Origin of the sequence: Pseudobythopirellula maris, assembly GCF_007859945.1 — a bacterium.
Lineage (GTDB): Bacteria > Planctomycetota > Planctomycetia > Pirellulales > Lacipirellulaceae > Pseudobythopirellula > Pseudobythopirellula maris.
In genome coordinates, this window is record NZ_SJPQ01000003.1 from 299,527 (window position 1) to 317,356 (window position 17,830).

Annotated in this window: 10 protein-coding genes; 7 read left to right on the forward strand and 3 right to left on the reverse strand. The window is 67.8% G+C overall.

Translation table 11 applies throughout. The features are described from left to right. Window positions 1-161 precede the first annotated feature (161 nt). Window positions 162-752: a sigma-70 family RNA polymerase sigma factor gene (locus Mal64_RS19900; protein WP_197525768.1), complete on the forward strand. Its 591-nt coding sequence runs from the start codon at window positions 162-164 to the stop codon at window positions 750-752. A gap of 213 nt (window positions 753-965) precedes the next feature. Here the strand turns inward: Mal64_RS19900 and Mal64_RS19905 are convergent, their stop codons facing one another. Continuing rightward, on the reverse strand, window positions 966-4,052 hold the full coding sequence (locus Mal64_RS19905) for a hypothetical protein (protein ID WP_197525769.1): 3,087 nt from the start codon (window positions 4,050-4,052) through the stop codon (window positions 966-968). Window positions 4,053-4,285: 233 nt separating this feature from the next. On the opposite strand from Mal64_RS19905, the gene Mal64_RS14055 reads away from it, so the two are divergent. Then, a complete protein-coding gene (locus tag Mal64_RS14055) occupies window positions 4,286-5,128 on the forward strand; it encodes a PEP-CTERM sorting domain-containing protein (RefSeq protein WP_146401329.1) in 843 nt (280 codons plus the stop codon). On the opposite strand, the gene Mal64_RS19910 is transcribed toward Mal64_RS14055, so the two are convergent. After that, window positions 5,125-8,313: a beta strand repeat-containing protein gene (locus Mal64_RS19910; protein WP_197525770.1), complete on the reverse strand. Its 3,189-nt coding sequence runs from the start codon at window positions 8,311-8,313 to the stop codon at window positions 5,125-5,127. The genes Mal64_RS14055 and Mal64_RS19910 overlap by 4 nt on opposite strands. 211 nt (window positions 8,314-8,524) lie before the next feature. On the opposite strand from Mal64_RS19910, the gene Mal64_RS14065 reads away from it, so the two are divergent. The 3 genes from Mal64_RS14065 to Mal64_RS14075 all read left to right on the forward strand — a co-directional run bounded on the left by Mal64_RS14065 (window position 8,525) and on the right by Mal64_RS14075 (window position 12,988). Then, window positions 8,525-10,321: a hypothetical protein gene (locus Mal64_RS14065; protein WP_146401332.1), complete on the forward strand. Its 1,797-nt coding sequence runs from the start codon at window positions 8,525-8,527 to the stop codon at window positions 10,319-10,321. Between the two features lie 330 nt (window positions 10,322-10,651). Beyond that, on the forward strand, window positions 10,652-12,523 hold the full coding sequence (locus Mal64_RS14070; RefSeq protein ID WP_146401334.1) for a hypothetical protein: 1,872 nt from the start codon (window positions 10,652-10,654) through the stop codon (window positions 12,521-12,523). 69 nt (window positions 12,524-12,592) lie between these two features. Beyond that, window positions 12,593-12,988, forward strand: a complete 396-nt coding sequence (locus tag Mal64_RS14075) for a hypothetical protein (RefSeq protein ID WP_146401337.1) — start codon at window positions 12,593-12,595, stop codon at window positions 12,986-12,988. An 18-nt stretch (window positions 12,989-13,006) separates the two neighbouring features. On the opposite strand, the gene Mal64_RS14080 is transcribed toward Mal64_RS14075, so the two are convergent. Next, window positions 13,007-15,439: a peptidase gene (locus Mal64_RS14080; protein WP_146401338.1), complete on the reverse strand. Its 2,433-nt coding sequence runs from the start codon at window positions 15,437-15,439 to the stop codon at window positions 13,007-13,009. Window positions 15,440-15,679: 240 nt separating this feature from the next. Here Mal64_RS14080 and Mal64_RS14085 point away from each other — a divergent pair, with 240 nt between their 5' ends. Both Mal64_RS14085 and Mal64_RS14090 read left to right on the forward strand, forming a co-directional pair. Further along, entirely contained in the window at window positions 15,680-16,141 is a 462-nt protein-coding gene (locus Mal64_RS14085) for a hypothetical protein (RefSeq protein ID WP_146401341.1), read from the forward strand. Window positions 16,142-16,314: 173 nt separating this feature from the next. Next, entirely contained in the window at window positions 16,315-17,724 is a 1,410-nt protein-coding gene (locus tag Mal64_RS14090) for an HD domain-containing protein (RefSeq protein ID WP_146401343.1), read from the forward strand. Window positions 17,725-17,830 lie beyond the last annotated feature (106 nt).

Below are 17,830 nucleotides of genomic sequence, written 5' to 3' on the forward strand. Positions count from 1 at the left end.
ATTTTCCGCAGACCCCCCCCCGACACCCCTATAAAGGCTATTTCGGGCCAAACATTTGCCAGTTCAAGCCTCTGGCGCCACAATTACGCGGCCGGGCGACAGGCGGTAAGACGCAACACGCCGCCGCCCCCCTATTCGTCCTCGTCGACCGTCTCGCAACTATGCCGCACGCCACTCGCATCACGCTCCTCGACCGCGTACGCGAAACGCAGGTTGGAGCATCATGGGACGAGTTTTATGACATCTACAGCCGGCTGATCCACAGCTGGCTCACCACGAATGGCGTGCTGCCGCAAGACGCCGACGATGTTTGCCAAGAGGTGATGGCGACCATCTTCGAGGAGATCAGCAAGTTTGAGCACAATGGGCGCACCGGCGCCTTCCGCACTTGGTTGCGAAGGATCACCGCTAACCGGATGCACCGGCTGTGGCGTCGCAAGCAAACGCGACTGGCGGAATATTCGGGTCCCGACCTGAGCGAGATCGCCGACCAGTTGGGACAAGACAGCAGCCGGCTGTCGATCAACTGGGACCAGCAACACAACCGCTTCGTGATCGAGCAATTGCTCTCGAAGCTTGTTGGTCGTTTCAGCGAAAAGAGCCTCACCGTCTTCCGCCGCATCGTGCTGGACGAGCGTCCCGCAGAAGAAGTCGCTCACGACGTCGGCATGACGCTCGGCGCCGCCCGCGTGGCGCAGCACCGCGTGCTGCGGGCGCTCAAGGAGCTGGGCAGCGACCTGATCGAGGCGTGAGGCGCTGGCGATTGGCTGTTAGCTATTGGCTGTTAGCCATTAGCACGAAGCGCTGCGTGCGACGCGCCCCCCTCTATAGCCGCGAGCGTAAGGGATCGACCAAACGGGCAGTGAAGTCTTTGGCCGCGCGTTTTGGTGCTTTGGCCCAGCTTGGCGACGCGCTTCGACGACCGTAGGGCGTCGGCCGTTCTGTGCTGTTGGTTAGAGCTTTTCTTACGCGCGCCTTGGGAGTGCGCCGCACGCCGTGGCCGCGACGAGCAGCAGCGCAAGCGACGCCGGTTCCGGCACGCTGGCCGCTTCGGCCAACGCGGAGGCCGACTGGCCGAAGTTCGCGACCCACACGGCGTAGTCGTCTTGGTCCACGGCGCCGTCGCCGTCGCCGTCGGCGGCCAGGCCCTCGCCGGTCTGGTTGAGCGAGTCGCGCCACACCGTGAAGTCGGCCGCGTCGACCACGCCGTTGCCGTTGTAATCGCCCTCGACGCCCACCACGGCCAGCGACACCGTGTCCGGGCCGTACTGCACGTCGAAGCCGATTCCCCCGCCTAGCGCCGGCAGCGTTTCGGTCGTGAACAGGCCGCTGACGCCTCCTTCGGTCGTGAGGAACTCGAACACGTCGCCCGACGCGGGGCGGAAGCCGCTCAGCAGCGCGACGACCAGCTCGCCGCCGAGCGTCGCCTCGCCGGCGCCCATGAGGTGCTCCAGGCGGTCGAAATCGCCCTCGCCCGCGCCGGCCAGTTCGATCTCCAGCACGCCGGCGTATTCGACGCTGCCGCGCACCACCGTGGCGGGCGAGAAGCCCGGCGCGTCCGTGCCGGTGATCACCACGTTGTCGAGCGTCCCCTCGCCTTTGACGTAGCCGGTGAGCTCGAGCGGGTCGGTGGGGTCGCTGCCGGTGATGTGGCCGTTGTTGATTAGCGGCCTCGTGGGATCGTCCGGCGTCACCACCACGCCGTCGCCCGTGATGTTGCCTCCCTGGAGAAGCGAAATACCGTTGTCGGCGACGAGCGTGCCGTCATCGCCCAAACCATTGCCAAGGACCACCAGCGAGCTCGAGCCGAAGACCGCGTCGTTCGAGTCGCCGAGGCTGGCCGTGTGGTCATAAACCCTCAATTGGCCGTCGATGAAAACCCCGTCGGGCCGCGCGGCGTCGCCGAGCGTGGCGTCGCCCCCCAGGAGGTCGATCACCGAGCCGGTCGCCGCCTGCACGCTGCCGGTAACCTCGAAGACGCCGGCCTCGTAGTCGACACGGCTTCCGGGCGAGACGACGAGCCGTTCGAGGCGTGCCACGCCGCCGTCGATCGTGAGCGAGGCGCCGGGCACGACGACGGTCGTCCCCAACGAGGTGAGGTCGCGGTTGCCTCGAACCGTCTCGGCCTGGATGTCGAGCGTGCCGATCTTGAGGCCGTCGAAGTCGACCACGAGCGTCGAGTCGGGGTCGCCCAGCGTGAGGTAGCCGCCGAAGAAATCGAACACGCCGCCGTCGTCGCGGACCTCGCCGTTGAGCGTCACCATCGAGGCGGTCGACATCGTGAACGTGCCGACCTCGTTGATGGTGAGGCGGCCGTCGATCTGGACCTGCCCGCCCGCGGTGACTTCGATCAGGCCGTCGTTGTAGGTCGTCCCGAAGGGGTCGTCCCTCCCCAACCAGACACCCTCCTCGGCGTGGAACAGGCCGCCGTCGACGTGGACCTCGGCTGGGGCGCCCCCCAGCGAGCCGAGGCCGACATAAGTTGTGCCGGTGGTGAAGGTCCCTCCGGTATCGATCGTCAACGTCGCGCCGTTTCGGAGCGTCGTGCTGCCGGCGTCGTTCCACACCGCCGCCGTGTCGATCGCGACCGATCCCTCCCTGATGCCGAGGCCGTCGGTGGTGACGACCGCCTGGTCGGAGACGGTCATCACGGCGTTCGCGCCGTCGCGGATCGCGATGCCGCCCACGGCCATGTCCCAGCGGGTGCCGCTTCCGGTAACGGTGATGTTGGTTTCCTGACCGCCGGTGTTCACAGCGTCGACGATGGTCGTGCTGTTGGAGACCTGGGCGCCGTCCTTGATGGTGAGGTCGGCCGCGTACGTTTCGCCGACATAGAACAGGCTGTCGAGGTGCATGCTCGCCCCGGCGCCGAGCGTGAGCAGCGGCTGGCCCTCGGCGAAGCTGTATCCGTCCAGGGTGTACGTGTCGTCGGAGCCGGGGACGAACGCCCCGCCGGTAATGGACAGCTCGCCAAAATTAAGGTCGAGCACGCCGTCGCCTGAGTTGTCGAGCCCCGCGTTGGCGTTGAGCGCGCCGTTTTGCGTCACCGTCAGCTCGCTGCCGGCGTCCATCACCACGGGGCCGTTGGCGTTGAACGTCGCGTCGCTCACATACAGCTCGCCGGTCCCCTTGAGCCGCACGGTCCCCGTGCCGCTGTGGAACGCGCCGCCGTCGAAGACCTCCAAGCGGGATTCGAGGTTGGGGTTCTTGTCGACGCCGATGAGCACCCCCACGGCGCCGGTCTGGGTGATTTCCGCTCCTTCGCCGAAGACCGAAACCCTTCCGGTCTGCTCCGCGGTGGTCGAGGTCGACTGCCCGATGGCCAAGGCGGCGAGTGTGACTTTCGACCCAAACGTCACGCCGAGAAACGCGCGGGTGTTGTCTGCCGAGGTGAAGTTGAGGACGACGGTGTCCTTCTCAATGGCGCCGACGGAATCGCCTTCAAAGTAGAGGGTGCTGTTGCCCCCGTTGGCGCCGATGAACGCGCCGCCGGTCAAGTCGAGCGTGGAGCCATTGCCAACGATCTCCACCCGATTGGAGGTACCGAGGGGATTGGAGAGTGTCCCCAGGTAGAGGTTGTTGGCGCCAATCACGCTTCCTGCCTCCCCGGTGTAGAGCCTGCCCCCCTCGTCGACCCGCAGCAAGTCGCCGACCCGCAGCGCCACCGGCGACGATACACCGCCTAGTAAGAGGATGGCGTCCTGAGAGATGTAGGCGTCGGCTGCGCCCGACTGGATTTCGTACGTAGCGCCCTTGGGGTCGTCGGCCTCGAAGTAGTAGATGCCGTTCTCGACCCGCAGCTCGTCCGATTGCATCGCCTTGTCGTAAGGGAAGACGACGGTGTGCGAGCCGGGTAGGTCGAAGTAGGCCCGATCACCCGATACGGGCGGGCCGCCCGCCGGGGTCCAGTTGGCCGGGTCGATGTAGTCGGCCGTCCCGCTGGGATTGTCCCAGATGAAGTTGACGGCGCCGGCGTCGCCGGCGATCAAGCCGAGGGCGACGACGGCAACAATCTTCCAGGGAATCGGCCTAGTCTGTGGGCGGCGGGGCATGCGTTTTTCCCCGGGAGGGCGGGAACCGGGCGAGCCGGCAGATCTGAAGGCAAGCCGCACTATAACCCCCGCCGGGGGGGGCGATCAATTTTTAGGGCCTCCGGACGGGGGAAAACTCAATCGCCAGTGAAGCGACGCCCCGCTCGGAATATGATTCACACCGCGTGTTCCACGCGGTAAAATGCGAGACGCAGGGGCGTGCCTTTTCTACCGTGGCGGAAGGACAGACGACCATGCGCGGTTCCACGATCGCCGCTTTGATTCTCTCGTTTCTTGTCAGCGCCGACGCCCAAGCCGGCCTCGACCTCTCCGACCCCCGGGTCGAGGCCGAGTACCTGGCGGTCGAGCACTCGGGCAAACTGCGGCCGCCCAACCTGCTGGCCGACCAGATCGAGGCCGACCTGGCGTCGATCCGCGTGGAGAACCCGGCGATGGACTTCATCCGCGTGCTGCCCAACTGGGTCCCGGGCGAGGTGTTGGTCAAGTTCACGCCCGCGGGGATTGCCGACTACTTCCTGAACGGCGAGTTCATCTTCCTCCAGCCGTACGACCTCGGGACGCCGACCGTTGAGCAAATCGGCTCCTCGGGATACTGGCGTGTCGCCTTCGACCACGATTACCACAGCGGAAGACTCGCCAAGATCTTCGATTCCCATCACGAGGTGCTCGCCGCCGAGCCGAACGGGATCATCGGCGACGGGAACGACATCGTGGCCCTTCCCGATCGACGGTACGTCTTCTCTCGTGGCTGGGGCGACTGCCCAGCGGGTTGCATCAACCATGAGTATTTTGAGTTCGACCTGAGCGGCGCCGCCCCGGTCGGCATGCCGGGCGACTACAACGACGACGGCTCGGTCGATGGCGCCGACTTCACCGTGTGGCGCGACCACATGCACGCGTCGGCGGGGTCGCTGCCGAACGACATGATCGGCGGCGCGATTGGCGACGGGCACCTGCAGCTGTGGCGTGACCACTTCGGAGAGAGCATGCCCCACGGCGCCGCAACCGTGCCCGAGCCGACGGCCGCCCTGCTGCTGCTCGCCGCCGCGGGCGCCGCGTGGTCAAAGCGCCGCTAGCGGCCGACGCGCCGCAGCGCGGCCAGCCCGCAGGCCAACAGCACGAGCGCCGCCGGCTCGGGCACACTCGCCGCTTCGGCCAACGCGGAGGCCGATTGGCCGAAGTTCGCGACCCACACGGCGTAGTCGTTTTGGTCCACGGCGCCGTCGCCGTCGCCGTCGGCGGCGAGGCCCTCGCCGGTCTGGTTGAGCGAGTCGCGCCACACCGTGAAGTCGGCCGCGTCGACCACGCCGTTGCCGTTGTAGTCGCCCTCGACGCCCACCACGGCCAGCGACACCGTGTCCGGGCCGTACTGCACGTCGAAGCCGATCCCCCCGCCTAGCGCCGGCAGCGTTTCGGTCGTGAACAGGCCGCTGACGCCTCCTTCGGTCGTGAGGAACTCGAACACGTCGCCCGATGCGGGGCGGAAGCCGCTCAGCAGCGCGACGACCAGCTCGCCGCCGAGCGTCGCCTCACCGGCGCCCAGCAGGTACTCCAGACGGTCGAACTCGCCCTCGCCCGTGCCGGCCAGTTCGATCTCCAGCACGCCGGCGTATTCGACGCTGCCGCGCACCACCGTGGCGGGCGAGAAGCCCGGCGCGTCCGTGCCGGTGATCACCACGTTGTCGAGCGTCCCCACGCCCTTCACGTAACCGGTGAGTTCGAGCGGGTCGGTGGGGTCGCTGCCGATGATATTGCCGTTGTTCGTGAGCGGCTTGGTGGGGTCGTCCGGCGTCACCACCACGCCGTCGCCCGTGATGTTGCCGCCGAAGTCGAGCGTCAGGCCGTTGGCGGCCACCAGCGTGCCGTCGTTGCCCAGCCCGTTGCCCAGCACGACCAGGGCGCCGGAGTCGAACACCGCGTCGTTGGCGTCGAGCAGCGTGACCGTGTTGCGACCGGTGCGGAGCTCGCCGGCGATGTATACGCCGTTCAGCAGCGAGGCGTCGCCGAGCGTGGCGTCGGTCGAGCCGCCAGTGACGTGGATCTCGGAGCCGGCCGCGGCAACGACCGGGCCGGCAACGTCTAGAGAGCCGCCCGAGTACCGCACCTCGCCGCCGAAGGCGACCTTCAGGCCGCCCAAGTCGACGTCGCCCCCCGCGGCGTGGAACCGCCCGCCGGTCGCGACCAGCAACTCGCCGGCGGCCGAGAGGTCTTGCCCGGGGGAAAGTTGCCCGGCGCCCACCACCCGCACGCCCTCGGCGAACAGCTCGTCGTCGGTCGAGTTGACGAGTAGACCGACGTCGGGGCTGTTAAGGTTCAGCCGGCCGTCGAAGATGAAGTCGATCTCACCGCCGTCGTCGACTAGGTCGCCGTTGAGGATGACCGTGCCGAGGTTGATCTTCACGACCCCGGTAGGGTTGAGATCGAGTTCGCCCTCGATCGTGATGAGCGCGCCGTCGCCTGCGGTGAGGACGCTCGGATTCGGCGACGTGTTGTTGCCTAGATCGACGTCGCCGGTAACGGTCCACGAGCCGTCGGCGACATCGACGGTCGACTCGGCCGTGATATTCGCCGATCCGATCGTCACGGGGCCTGCGGAAGCGACGGTCATCGAACTGCCGACGTTCAGCGTCAGGCCGCTGGCGACGGTCAAGCCGGCGCCGCCGGACACCCCGATGTCGGACGAAACGGCCGAGACGCTGCCGGTAGAGACCGAGCCGCCCGAATCGATCGTCAGCGATGCGCCGTTCAGCAGGGACAAGCTCCCCGAATTGTTCCAGCCCGCTGAGTCGACGACCGTGGCGCTCTCGCCCTGGATGAGTGCGAAGCCTGTGATCAGCTGCGCCTGATCGGTCACATCGAACCCGCCGTAATCGGCGCGGAGCGAACCGTCGACGTCCCATTGGGTCCCGCTGCCTGTGACCTCGAGCTCGGCAAGAGAGTCGCCGAACAAGGTCAGCGCGCCGATGACGACGGGGCCGGTGGCGATCTGGGCGCCCGCCTCGGCGCGCAGGCGGGCGAAGCGACTGGCGGCGCCGATCTGCACGGGGCCGGTCGTCATGAACGTGGCGCCGGCGCCGAGGATCAATTCGGTGGGCGTGGTCCCGAAGCCGCCGCTGTCGGGCGCGCCGCGGTAGACGTAGGAGCCGTCGGTCTCGAGGGCCGGGACGAAGGCGCCCCCTTCGACCCGCAGGTCGCCGTCGTAAAAGTTGATCTCGCCGTCGGAGTAGTCGAGGCCCTGGTAGGCGTTCAGCACGCCGCCCACCCTGAGCAGCGCCCCGCTTTCGAAGCTGAGCGGGCCGTTGGCGTTGAACACGCCCTGCTGGGTGGGTCCGTCGCTCTCGCCCACCAGCAGCTCGCCCGTGCTGCGGAACCTAACGTTGCCGGTCCCGGAGTGGAACACGCCGCCATTGGTCACCCACAGTTCGGCGGTGAGGTTGGGGTTGTTCGCCGTGCCGACCAACAGGCCCGTCGTGCCGACCTGGGTGACTGAGGAGCCGGGGTCGTCGACCCACAGCCTGGCCGAGCGGGTCGCGCTCGACGAGCCGACCAGGCCGATCAGCAAGGTCTCGGTCACAAGCGTCGAGCCGTTCCGCACGTCGAGGTTCGCCGTGGTCCCGTCGGCGCTCGAGAAGTTCAGCAGCACGGTGTCTTTGTTGAGGCTGCCCGTGGCGCCTGAATTGAAAGTCAGGCTCGAAGAGTCGCCGCTGCCGCCGAGCTGCGTGCCGCTTCCAACCGCGAGAGAAGAGCCGGCGCCCGAGACCGTCACCGCGTTGACGCCGCCCAGCTGCGTGCCGACCCGCAGTCTCCCCAGCGCGAGCGACGACATCCCGCCAACCTGGACCGTGGCGTCCGCGTCGACCTGGAAGTCGTCGGTCACGGTCATGTCGATCGGCGTCGAGGCGCTGCCGACCGACAGAAAGGCGTCGAGCACCGCGGCCGTCGAGGCGCCCGACGTGACGTTGTAGACCGCGGGGTCGAGCGAGTCGCTCCGCAGCGAGTAGCTCCCCTTCTCGACGTACAGCTCGGTGGTCTCGACCTGCTTGCCGCCCTGGAAGAGCACCGTGTGGCCCCCGGCGAGGCGGAACGACGCCTCGTCGCCGCTGCCGGGCGGGCCGCCGAAGGGCGACCAGTTGTCGGCGTCGATGAAGTAGTTGTTCGGCGCGCCGCCGGTCCAATTGAATGTGGCGGCGGTGGCGGTCGGAATCAACCAGAAACAGACGAAGGCGACCATCGCCGTCGAGACATCGATGAGCCGGGCCATCGGTACGGTTCCTAGTGGCTTCGGTGAGTGTGAACGGTTCTCTCCGCGCAGACGCCAATATAGCCTTCAGGGAACACCGCATCAAAAAACAACCGTTCCGGCAAGGAGCCGCCCAACCGGTCTCAAGCCACAAAACGGTTTGGCTTTCAGGGCCTTGGCCCCTACGCTTCATTGAGGTCTATCCCCCACCCCTCGCCTGACGAATCGCACCATGGCCAACCGCAAGACGCTCGGCGGCGTGATCCACGCCTACCAGAAGTACGACCCGATGCGGCTGCCGAGCCCCACCGAGCCGCCGCCCGACGTGGTGTCGGCCGCCATGGAGCACGCGCTGATGTTCGGCGAGCGACGCGAGCTCACCGAGGAGGAGCTGGCCCGCGCCGTGCGGCTCGATCCGAGCCAGATCGCCGGCCTGGGGCCCTCGATCGACGCCTTGCGGGCGATGCTCGAGGAACGCAAGCGGAAGATCCTTGAGCGATACGAGACGCGAAAAGCCCGCAAACGCGCCCGCAAGGCGTTGCACAGCGAAGCGGCCGGCATCGATGCGCCGCGTGAACACGCCGACCGGCTCCGACGCGCCGTCCAGGAGGAACAGCTCCGCGATCTGGAGCGGCTGTGGTACGCCGCGGGCGACGACAACTCGCCGCTGGCCCGTGCGCTGGTGGGCCTCATTGAGCGGATGACGGACAAGTACCAAGTCGACGAGCTGGCGGCCAAGTACACGTTCACCGGCCGCGAGACGATGACCGTCCCCCAGGCGCTCGCCATCAAGGAAGAGCTGGAGAAGATCGACGAGCTCCTCAAGCAACTCGAAGAGGCGGCCGAGACGGCGCAGATCGGCGTCATCGACATAGAGATGCTCAGCGAGTTCGCCGAGCCGGGCGACGTCGACGGGCTCTCCGCCCTGCAGCAGCAGGTGCAGGACTACCTGCGTGAAGCGGCCGAGCGGCAGGGGCTCGAGCAGTCGGGCGGCTCGTTCCGGCTCACGCCGCAGGCGATGCGCGTGTTCCAAGGCAAGCTGCTCGAGCGGCTCTTCTCCGACATCGAGGCTTCGCGCAGCGGCCGCCACGCGGGCGATCTCACCGGCGAGGGCGCCGTGGAGACCGAGAAAACCAAGCCGTACGAGTTCGGCGACTCGGTCGCGAATATGGACGTGGTGCAGACGTTCACGAACGCGCTGATCCGCGAGGCGGGGGAAACCGGCGCCGACGCGGGCGACGACTGCGGATTGCGGAATGCGGATCGCGGAATCGACGAAGGTGATAACCCATCCGCTTCATCCCGCATTCCGCAATCCGCAATCCGCATTTCTTCTGATGACATCGTCATCCACAAGACACGCAACAACCCCAACGCCGCCACCTCGGTCGTCATGGACATGAGCGGGTCGATGCGCTACGACGGGCAGTACATCAACGTCAAGCGGATGGCGCTCGCGCTCGAGGGGCTCTTGCGGTCGGAGTACCCCGGCGACCACCTGTCGTTCGTCGAGGCTTATAGTTTCGGCAAGCTCGTGCCGCCCGGCAAAGTGGTTAACTTGATGCCCAAGCCGGTGACCATCACCAACCCGGTGGTCCACCTGAAGGCCGACATGAGCCGCGACGACATCAGCGAGAGCATGGTGCCGCCGCACTTCACGAACCTGCAACACGCGCTGTCGATCGCCCGCCGGCAACTCGCCGCCCAAGACACGCCGAACCGACAGATCGTGCTGATCACCGACGGCCTGCCGACCGCGCACTTCGAGGAAGAGACGCTCTTCCTGCTCTACCCGCCCGACCCCAGGACCGAGGCGGCCACGCTGCGCGAAGGGCTGTTGTGTGCCCGAGAGGGGATCACGATCAACTTGTTCCTGCTGCCGAGTTGGTCGCAGACCGAAGAAGATGTGCGGTTCGCCTACCGGCTGGCGGAGTCGACCCGCGGGCGGGTATTCTTCACCGCCGGCCGCGATTTGGACCGCTACGTGGTGTGGGACTATGTCTCGCGGAAGCGGGAAATCCTGGGGTAAACTGGGGATTGCCGCAATTGCCACTGCAGAACTAGCTTATTGATGGTCGGCCAACGACAAGCCCCACTCAAAGCAACGCCGGCGTTAGTCTCTTCCTACCCGTCCCATCTTGCCCCCTGGCCGTCGGCGCCGAGAATCTTTGGGGGCGGATTGGCGCGATTCGCCGATCCTAAGGAAAAGCTGCAACGAACACGGTGTCGATGCGTACTAAGGGCCGTTGCGCTCGCATGCGCTCGACCTTCGACCGGCCACGACTGGAGCCCCCACCGCACGATGCTAGCAACCGTGGAATATTTGTCTCGCTGCACAATGCAGCGGATCGCGACCCCCTTGGCGATTCTGTTCCTGACAGCCGCGCAGCCCGCTGCGCTGTTGGCGGGGCCGCCGGCCGAGCGTGTGTTCTCGGACCGCACGGTCGGCTACCTGTCGGTGGCCGACGTGCCCGACTTCCGAGCGCGCTGGAACCGCACACAGATCGGCCTGTTCACCGCCGACCCCGCGGTCGAGCCGTTCGCCGATCAAGTGCGTGAGAAGCTCAAGTCGCGGTTCGGCGACTCGGAGTCGAACCTGGGGGCCTCGCTCGACGACATCTTTGCGGCCGCCTCGGGCGAAGCGGCAGCCGGACTCGTGAGCCGCGGCGGCGCGCGTGCGGCGTTGACCATGATGGCCGACTGCACCGACCGCCGCGACGAGGCCGACGCCTTGCTCGAGAAGATCGACGCCCGGCTCAAGGAGCTCGGCGCGTCGCGCGAGGACTCGACCGTCGAGGGCGGCGAGGTCCGCGTGTACACGATCGCGGCGACCGACACGAAGCCCGCCCGCGAGGCGCTTATCGCGCTGGTCGACGACCACATCGTGGCGAGCGACATCGTTGACGAGGGCCGCGCGATGCTCGACCGGTTCGCCGGCGGCGGCACGGCCCCGCTGACCGACTCGGAGATATACCAAGAAACCCGCGACCGCAGCCGCGAGTCGGCCCGCTTGCTCGAGCCGACCGTCTCGTGGTTCCTTGCGCCGTTCGGCTGGGACGAGGCTTCGCGAACGCGGCGCGACACCAGCGTCGGTGGACGCGACACAATGGGCCTGCTGCGCGAGCAAGGTTTCGACGCGATCCGTGGCGCCGGCGGCGTGGTGGCGATCGCCTCCGACGCACGCCGCGACTTCGTCCACCACACCTCAATCTACGCCCCCGCGGCCGATGGCCTGAGCGGCGAGAAGGCCGCCGACAAGTACCGGCTCGCGATGCGGATGATGGAGCTGATCAACGTCGACGACCTGGCGGTCGAACCGTGGGCCCCGCGGCAGTCGGCCAATTACCGCACGGTGAGCCTCGATATCGCCGGAGCGTTCGACCACTTCGGCACGCTGTTCGACGCGATGGCGGGCTACGAGGGGGCGTTCACGACCACGATCGACGGCTTCGCGAAGGACCCTTACGGTCCGAAGATCAAGATCCGTGAGGAGATCGTCTCGCGGCTCGGCGAGCGAGTGACCGTGCTGACCGACTACGCCCTGCCGGTGGAGCCCGACAGCCAGCGCTATTTGGTCGTGATCGAGGCGACCGACCCCGAGGGGCTGCGCGAGCCGATCGACAAGCTGATGAAGAGCGACGGCGCCGAGCTCAAGGAACTCGACGGCGTGCCGTACTGGGAGGTGGCCCCCGACGAAGAGGTGAGCGACGCCCCGCTGGTCGACAGCGGCCTGCTGGTGCTCGAGGCCCCGACCAAGAAGCCCGCCGCCGCCGCGAGCCGTTCGACCGTGTGCGTCCACAACGACGCCCTGATCGTGGCCTCCGACGCGGCGCTGCTGCGTGTCGCCCTCCAGGGGGTCGAGGAGCGTGAGTCGCTCGCCTGGTGCCCCGATCTGAAGGCGGCGTTCGCCGAGCTCGACAAGCTGGCGCCCAATTCGCGGTCGTCGGTCAACTTCACGCGGCTCGACGAGAAGTTCCGCCCCGGATACGAGCTGATCCGTCAGAACCGCATGCCGGAGTCGAAGACCTTCGTCGGCAGGTTCCTCAACCGTCTGCTGACCACCGAGGAAGAGGAGGAGACCGGCGCGATCCGCCCCCAACGTGTGGACGGCTCCTCGCTCCCCTCGTTCGAGATGGCCCGCCGCTACTTCGGCCCCGCCGCGCAGGCGGTCCGCAGCGATAACGACGGCTGGACGGTGACGGGCGTGGTGCTGAGCAAGGCGGCCGAATAGCGGGCGGTCCAAGGCAAGATCGGCGGCGGCGGGGCGAATCACTTGTGGTTCCAACCCCAAGCCCTACGAATGCCCCACAGCTCAATCGATCGCCTCCACACCTTCGGCCCCCCCGCTCGGGCGATAGGCACATGCTTGGCTGTCACCTGGCTCCGCTGGCCGGAGGGCGGCTGGTCGGCGGAGAACTTCTCCGCACACATCCCGCTGATCACGTTGGCGTTGCAGGGCCTGCTGTGCGTGGCGGTGCTGGGCGGCGGCGTCGACCTGACCGGCCAGTGTGGGTTCGCCAGCGCGGCCCACGCGGACGCCCAGCACGAATTCGCCAGCTGGTGCGGCTGGCGCCTGCTCGACCTGAGCCTGCTCGGCGCGCTGCTGCTGGCCTTCGGCGGGATGGAATGGATGCAGCAATACTGTGACATCGAGTGGCACGACTGCCTGATGGGAAACCGCTGGCGGATCTTCTGAAGAGAGGCGCCCCAACGCTCAAGGCGCCGTGACCTTCGCCCAGTACGGGTGCTTGCGGTCGGCGCGGGTGCGGGCGTCTTCCAAGAGCACGCCGAGTTCGGGCTCGACGAAGTCGCCTCGGCCGGTCACCCGGCGGCCGTTGAGCTCGATCTCCAGCGGCTCGTCGAACGACACCAAATCGGGCGAGAGCCACACGGTCACCCGTTCGGTGCGGGCGAACACGCCGAGCTTGTTGCCAGCGTACTTGCGGCCGCGGATCGGCACGGCGCGCACGCCGCGCTGCGGCGGCCAGGCGGCGGGGGCGACCATCGCCTTCTCGGGCAGCCCCTCGGCCTCGACCCACCAGAAATAATTGTCCCACGGGCGGAGCGAGAAGCACTCGAACTCCTCGGGCGCCGCGCCGCGGCGACGGCGGCCCATCCAATCGAACAGCCGCTGGATCTCGTCGCTGAACGCCTCGTGGCCGCGGCCCAAGTACTCGACCAAAGTCGCGTCGAATCGGGGACGCAGGTAGCGGTCGAACTCACGGGCGCTCGCGGCCACCTTGCCGCCGTCCAGCTCGCCCTCGACAAAGTACCACGGCGTGAACTCGGCGTTCTTCCAGTACCAGCCGACGTAGCGATCGGCGCGGGCCAAGAGCGGGATCACGCCGGCCCAGTGCTCGGGGTGCGCCAGGCCGATGTCCCAGGCGGCGTCGCCGCCGATGTCGTGGCCCGACAGGTAGACCCGGTCCGAGTCGATCGCGAACCGCCGCCGCGCGTCGCGCAGCGCGGCGAGCACCGTGAGGTGCTCCGCCGAGGTGAACCCGTAGCGTGACTGCTGCGGCCCGAGCCAGTCGACGGCTACCACGATGTAGCCGTGTCGCATCGATTGCCCGCTGCGGCCCAAAGCGCCGCCGTCGGCCGCTCGGCCTTCGGCCGGGGCGCCCGCCCAATAGTCGAGCTGCGTCTCGGGGCGGTAGCCGGCGCCTCCCAGGGTGATGATCGCCGGGTAGCTGCGCAGCGGGTCGTACTCCGGCGGCAGCTGCACGAGGTAGCGCAGGTGGCCGTCGCCCAGCGGACGGACGATCTCGTAGAAACCGGGGCCACGCTCGGTGATGTCGGCGACGCCCGCTCCGGCGCCCTGTTGGGCCCCCTGGTCTTTCGCCGAAGGGTCATCCTCCGAAGGGCCTGCTTCCAGGATGTCGAGCGGCGGCTTCATCAGCCGCAGCAGTTCGGCGACGCGCTCGACCGTGGCCCCCTCGGCGTCACGCAGATCGACCAGCAGCCGCTCGCGTTCGCCGGCGTCGCCGCATTGCAGGTACTCAAGGATCAGTCCGCGCACGCGCACCAGCGAGAGCGCCACCTGCAGGTTGTCGACCGCCTGGTTCGTGCCGAGCAGCCAGCCGGAGATCGCCAGCGACGCGAGCTGCTCGTCCGAGAGCGAGCCGCTCCCCTTGGAGAGTTCGGCGAACGCCGTCAGGCGGCCGAGCGTCACGTCGCTCAGCTCGGCGTTGATCTCGGCGAGGATCTCGCCGGCCACAGCCCTGGCCCGCGGCTCGCTGAGCCCCTCGACGATCCGGCTGAGCCGGCCGAGGATCTCGCGACGCTTGGCGTCGTCGTTGTCGTAGGCGTCGAGCATCTCGCGGACCTGACGGAGCGTGGCGCCCGCCACGCCGTCTGGCGGGAAGCTGGCGAGCAGCCGCCGCACCAGCCGGTGCTGGCCCGCCTCGCGGCGTAGCTCCAACTCGGCGATCAGCCGCCGGGCGGCGAGCTGCCGCAGCTGGCGTAGGTCGTCTTCGAAGCCCTCGGCCTCGGGGAAGTCGCGGCGGATCGCCTCGAGTTCCTGCTGGGCGTCGTGGTAACGTTCGCCCTGTAGATAGAGCCGCACCGCTTGCAGCCGGGAGTCGAGGTCGTCCTGAGGCAGGGCGCGGCGGAGGATGCGGTCGAGCGTGTCGCGGGGGATGCTGCTCGTGGCCAGACGCATGTCCCAGACGTAGCTGCGCGGCTCGGCCGAGAGGCCCTCCACACGCGTGTAAATCGGCGTGATCTCGGTAACGCCTTGGATCACAGCCAGCGAACCGCCGGCGGCTCGCATCTCGTAAATCCGCCTGCCGAACTCGTCGAACGGCGTGAGCCGCACGAGTTGGCCGACCGAGCCGATCGCCGATCCGCGGTCGGCCTCGTTCTGCCACAGGCGGATTTTGACCTGGCGTTCGTCTTCGCCGTCGAGGATGTCGCGCACGGCGGTCTTGTGCAGGAAGGTGCGCCGCAGCCCGTCGTCGACGATCAGCGTCGAAGTGACCGGCACGGCGCCGGCGCCGGGGCTCGGGTCGAATGGGTCGTCGGCCACGCCGGTCGTGTGGCCGACCTCGCCCGAGATCGTGCGGCCGTCTTTGAGCTGCAGCGTGGCCCCTTGCGCAGCGGCGACCACGAGGAGGGCGAACAGCGATGTGAGGATCGGGCGTGGCAAGGCGTGAATTTTTCCGAGGCTTGTTCCGGCCCATGGCCGGATTGTGAGCTAGGGTTGAGGTTGGAGTGACGGCGCGGCCGCAGCGGGCCGCGGCGAATCGCTCCTCCCTATTCTTAGTCGCGACGCCGGGGGGTCAAACGCCCGGCGCTCGGACCGAGTCGCCCGGGCCCCGGTCGCGACGGCTGGCCCGTTTGTTCCGATCGCAGCGGCCCAGCCGACACTCTTACCACTCCCACCGCCATGACCGCCGCCGCAACGAGTCAAGCTCACAAGGCGTCGCCCTCGGGAGGGTCGGTCCCTTTCGCCGTGGCTTTCGCTTCGCTCGTGGCCTGCATGGTGGCGGGCCTGCTGCTGGCGGGCGCCTTGGTGCGGTGGAACGCCTCTTGGTCACCGCTGGCGAACTCGCCGCTGGTCGACTCGGCGGTGCTGGCGGGCCTCGGCCTCGGCGCGGCTTGGCTCGCGTTTGCATTGGTGCGGCGGTCGCGGCGGGCGCTAGCCGTATTCCGCAAGGTCGGGCTGGCGGCCGGGCTGCTGAACCTGCCGCTGCTGCCGTTGGCCCTGGCGGGCTGCTTCGACGGCGTCGCCTCGTATTGGGGCATGGGCGTGGTGCTCACGATCGCCGGGGCGATGTCGGCCACGCCGCTCGCCGTGTGGCTGCTGCTACGCGGCGACCGCGTCGGAGCGTGGTTCGACGCCCGCTGAGCGGCGTTGCGCGTTTTCAGCAAGAAGACACAAAACAGCCCCGACTAAGCTCGGTCGGGGGCCGCCCCACGCCACGCCCTCCGATCCGCCTGTGGCGGATGGGTCGTCGGCTAAAGGCCCCTTGAGCACGCCCCCCTCGTGCTTCTGGCCACGCGCCGCCAGAATGGCGGGCGATGAAAGACTTCACCCGCGAGAGCTTGATCCACGACCCGGTCCACGGGTACATCCCCTTCGTCTCGATCGTGCCCGAGGGCGAGACGAGCGAACGCCGCCTGCTGGATGATCCCTGGCTGCAACGCTTGCGGCAGATCCACCAGCTGCAAACCGCCTGGTGGGTCTACCCGTCTGCCGAGCACACGCGGTTCCAGCACGTGGTGGGCGCCATGCACATGGCGAGCCGCGCCGTGGCGACGCTCTACGAGTCGCTCGACGAGACATGTGGCGGCGAGCTGCCGTCTCAGGGCGCCGTCGAGTGCCTCGCCCGCATGGCGGCCCTGCTGCACGACGTGGGCCACGGCCCGTTCGGCCACTTCTTCGACGCCCACTTCCTCAAGCCGCACTACGGTCTGAACCACGAGGCGCTCGGCGCCCACATCATCGAGCACGAGCTGGGCGACCTGCTCCGCGGCGTGCGGCAATGCCCTGGCGGCCGGCTCGCCGAGGGCGAGTCGATCGACCCGGCCGACGTGGCGTTCCTGATCCAACGGCCCAAGCAGCACGACACGGGCGACCGCCCGCGATGGCTCGTTCTGCTCAGGAGTTTGTTCTGCGGCCTGTACACGGTCGACAACATGGACTTCGTGCTCCGCGACGCCTACATGTCGGGGTACAGCGAGCGGGCGTACGACGTCGACCGGCTGCTGCGTTACAGCTTCTACAGCGAGCGGGGGCTCACCATCCACCGCAAGGGGGTCAACGCGCTGCTGAAGTTCATGCAAACCAAGAGCGAGCTCTTCCGGGCGGTCTACTTCCACCGCACCGTGCGGGCGATCGACAAGACGCTCGAAGAGCTGTTCCGCGACAGCCGCGAGCTGCTGTTCCCCGGCAACCCGCTCGAGCACCTCGACGACTACCGCGGCTTCACCGAGTGGTCGCTGCTGATCGACGTGTCACGGTGGAGCAAGAGCGACGACCCCACGATGCACGAGCTGGGCGTTCGCTGGGACCGCCTCGTCAACCGGCAGGTCGACTGGATCGCGGTGGACGAGCGCAACCTCACCTTCAAGCAGGGCGAGGCCGAGGAGACGAGCATCTTCGGCGACCCCAAGATCGTCGAGCAGAAGATCCGCGACCGGCTGCCCGAGGCGATGCGCGACATGATCATGCAGATCGACCTGCCGCGGCACATCTACCGCCCCGACGCCTTGGCCGCCACCGCGGGCCAGAACTTTCAGTTCAACCCGTCCACCGGCAAGGTCTACCCACTCACCGACGACCAGCTGTTCGCCCAGCTGCCGATCGCCCACCGCTCGTGCCGCGTTTACCTGCGACAGGAGCACACGGAGGGCGAGCAGCAAGCCATCGGCGCGGCGCTCGACGCCATCTTCGGCAGCCGCGGCGAAGATGATTTAACCAATATGTGATTCACGAATGGGACGCGGATCAACGCGGATTAGGCGGATACCCACGGATTGATAGTCAGTTTCATCCGCGTTGATCCGTTCGATCCGCGTTCATCCGCGTCCCATT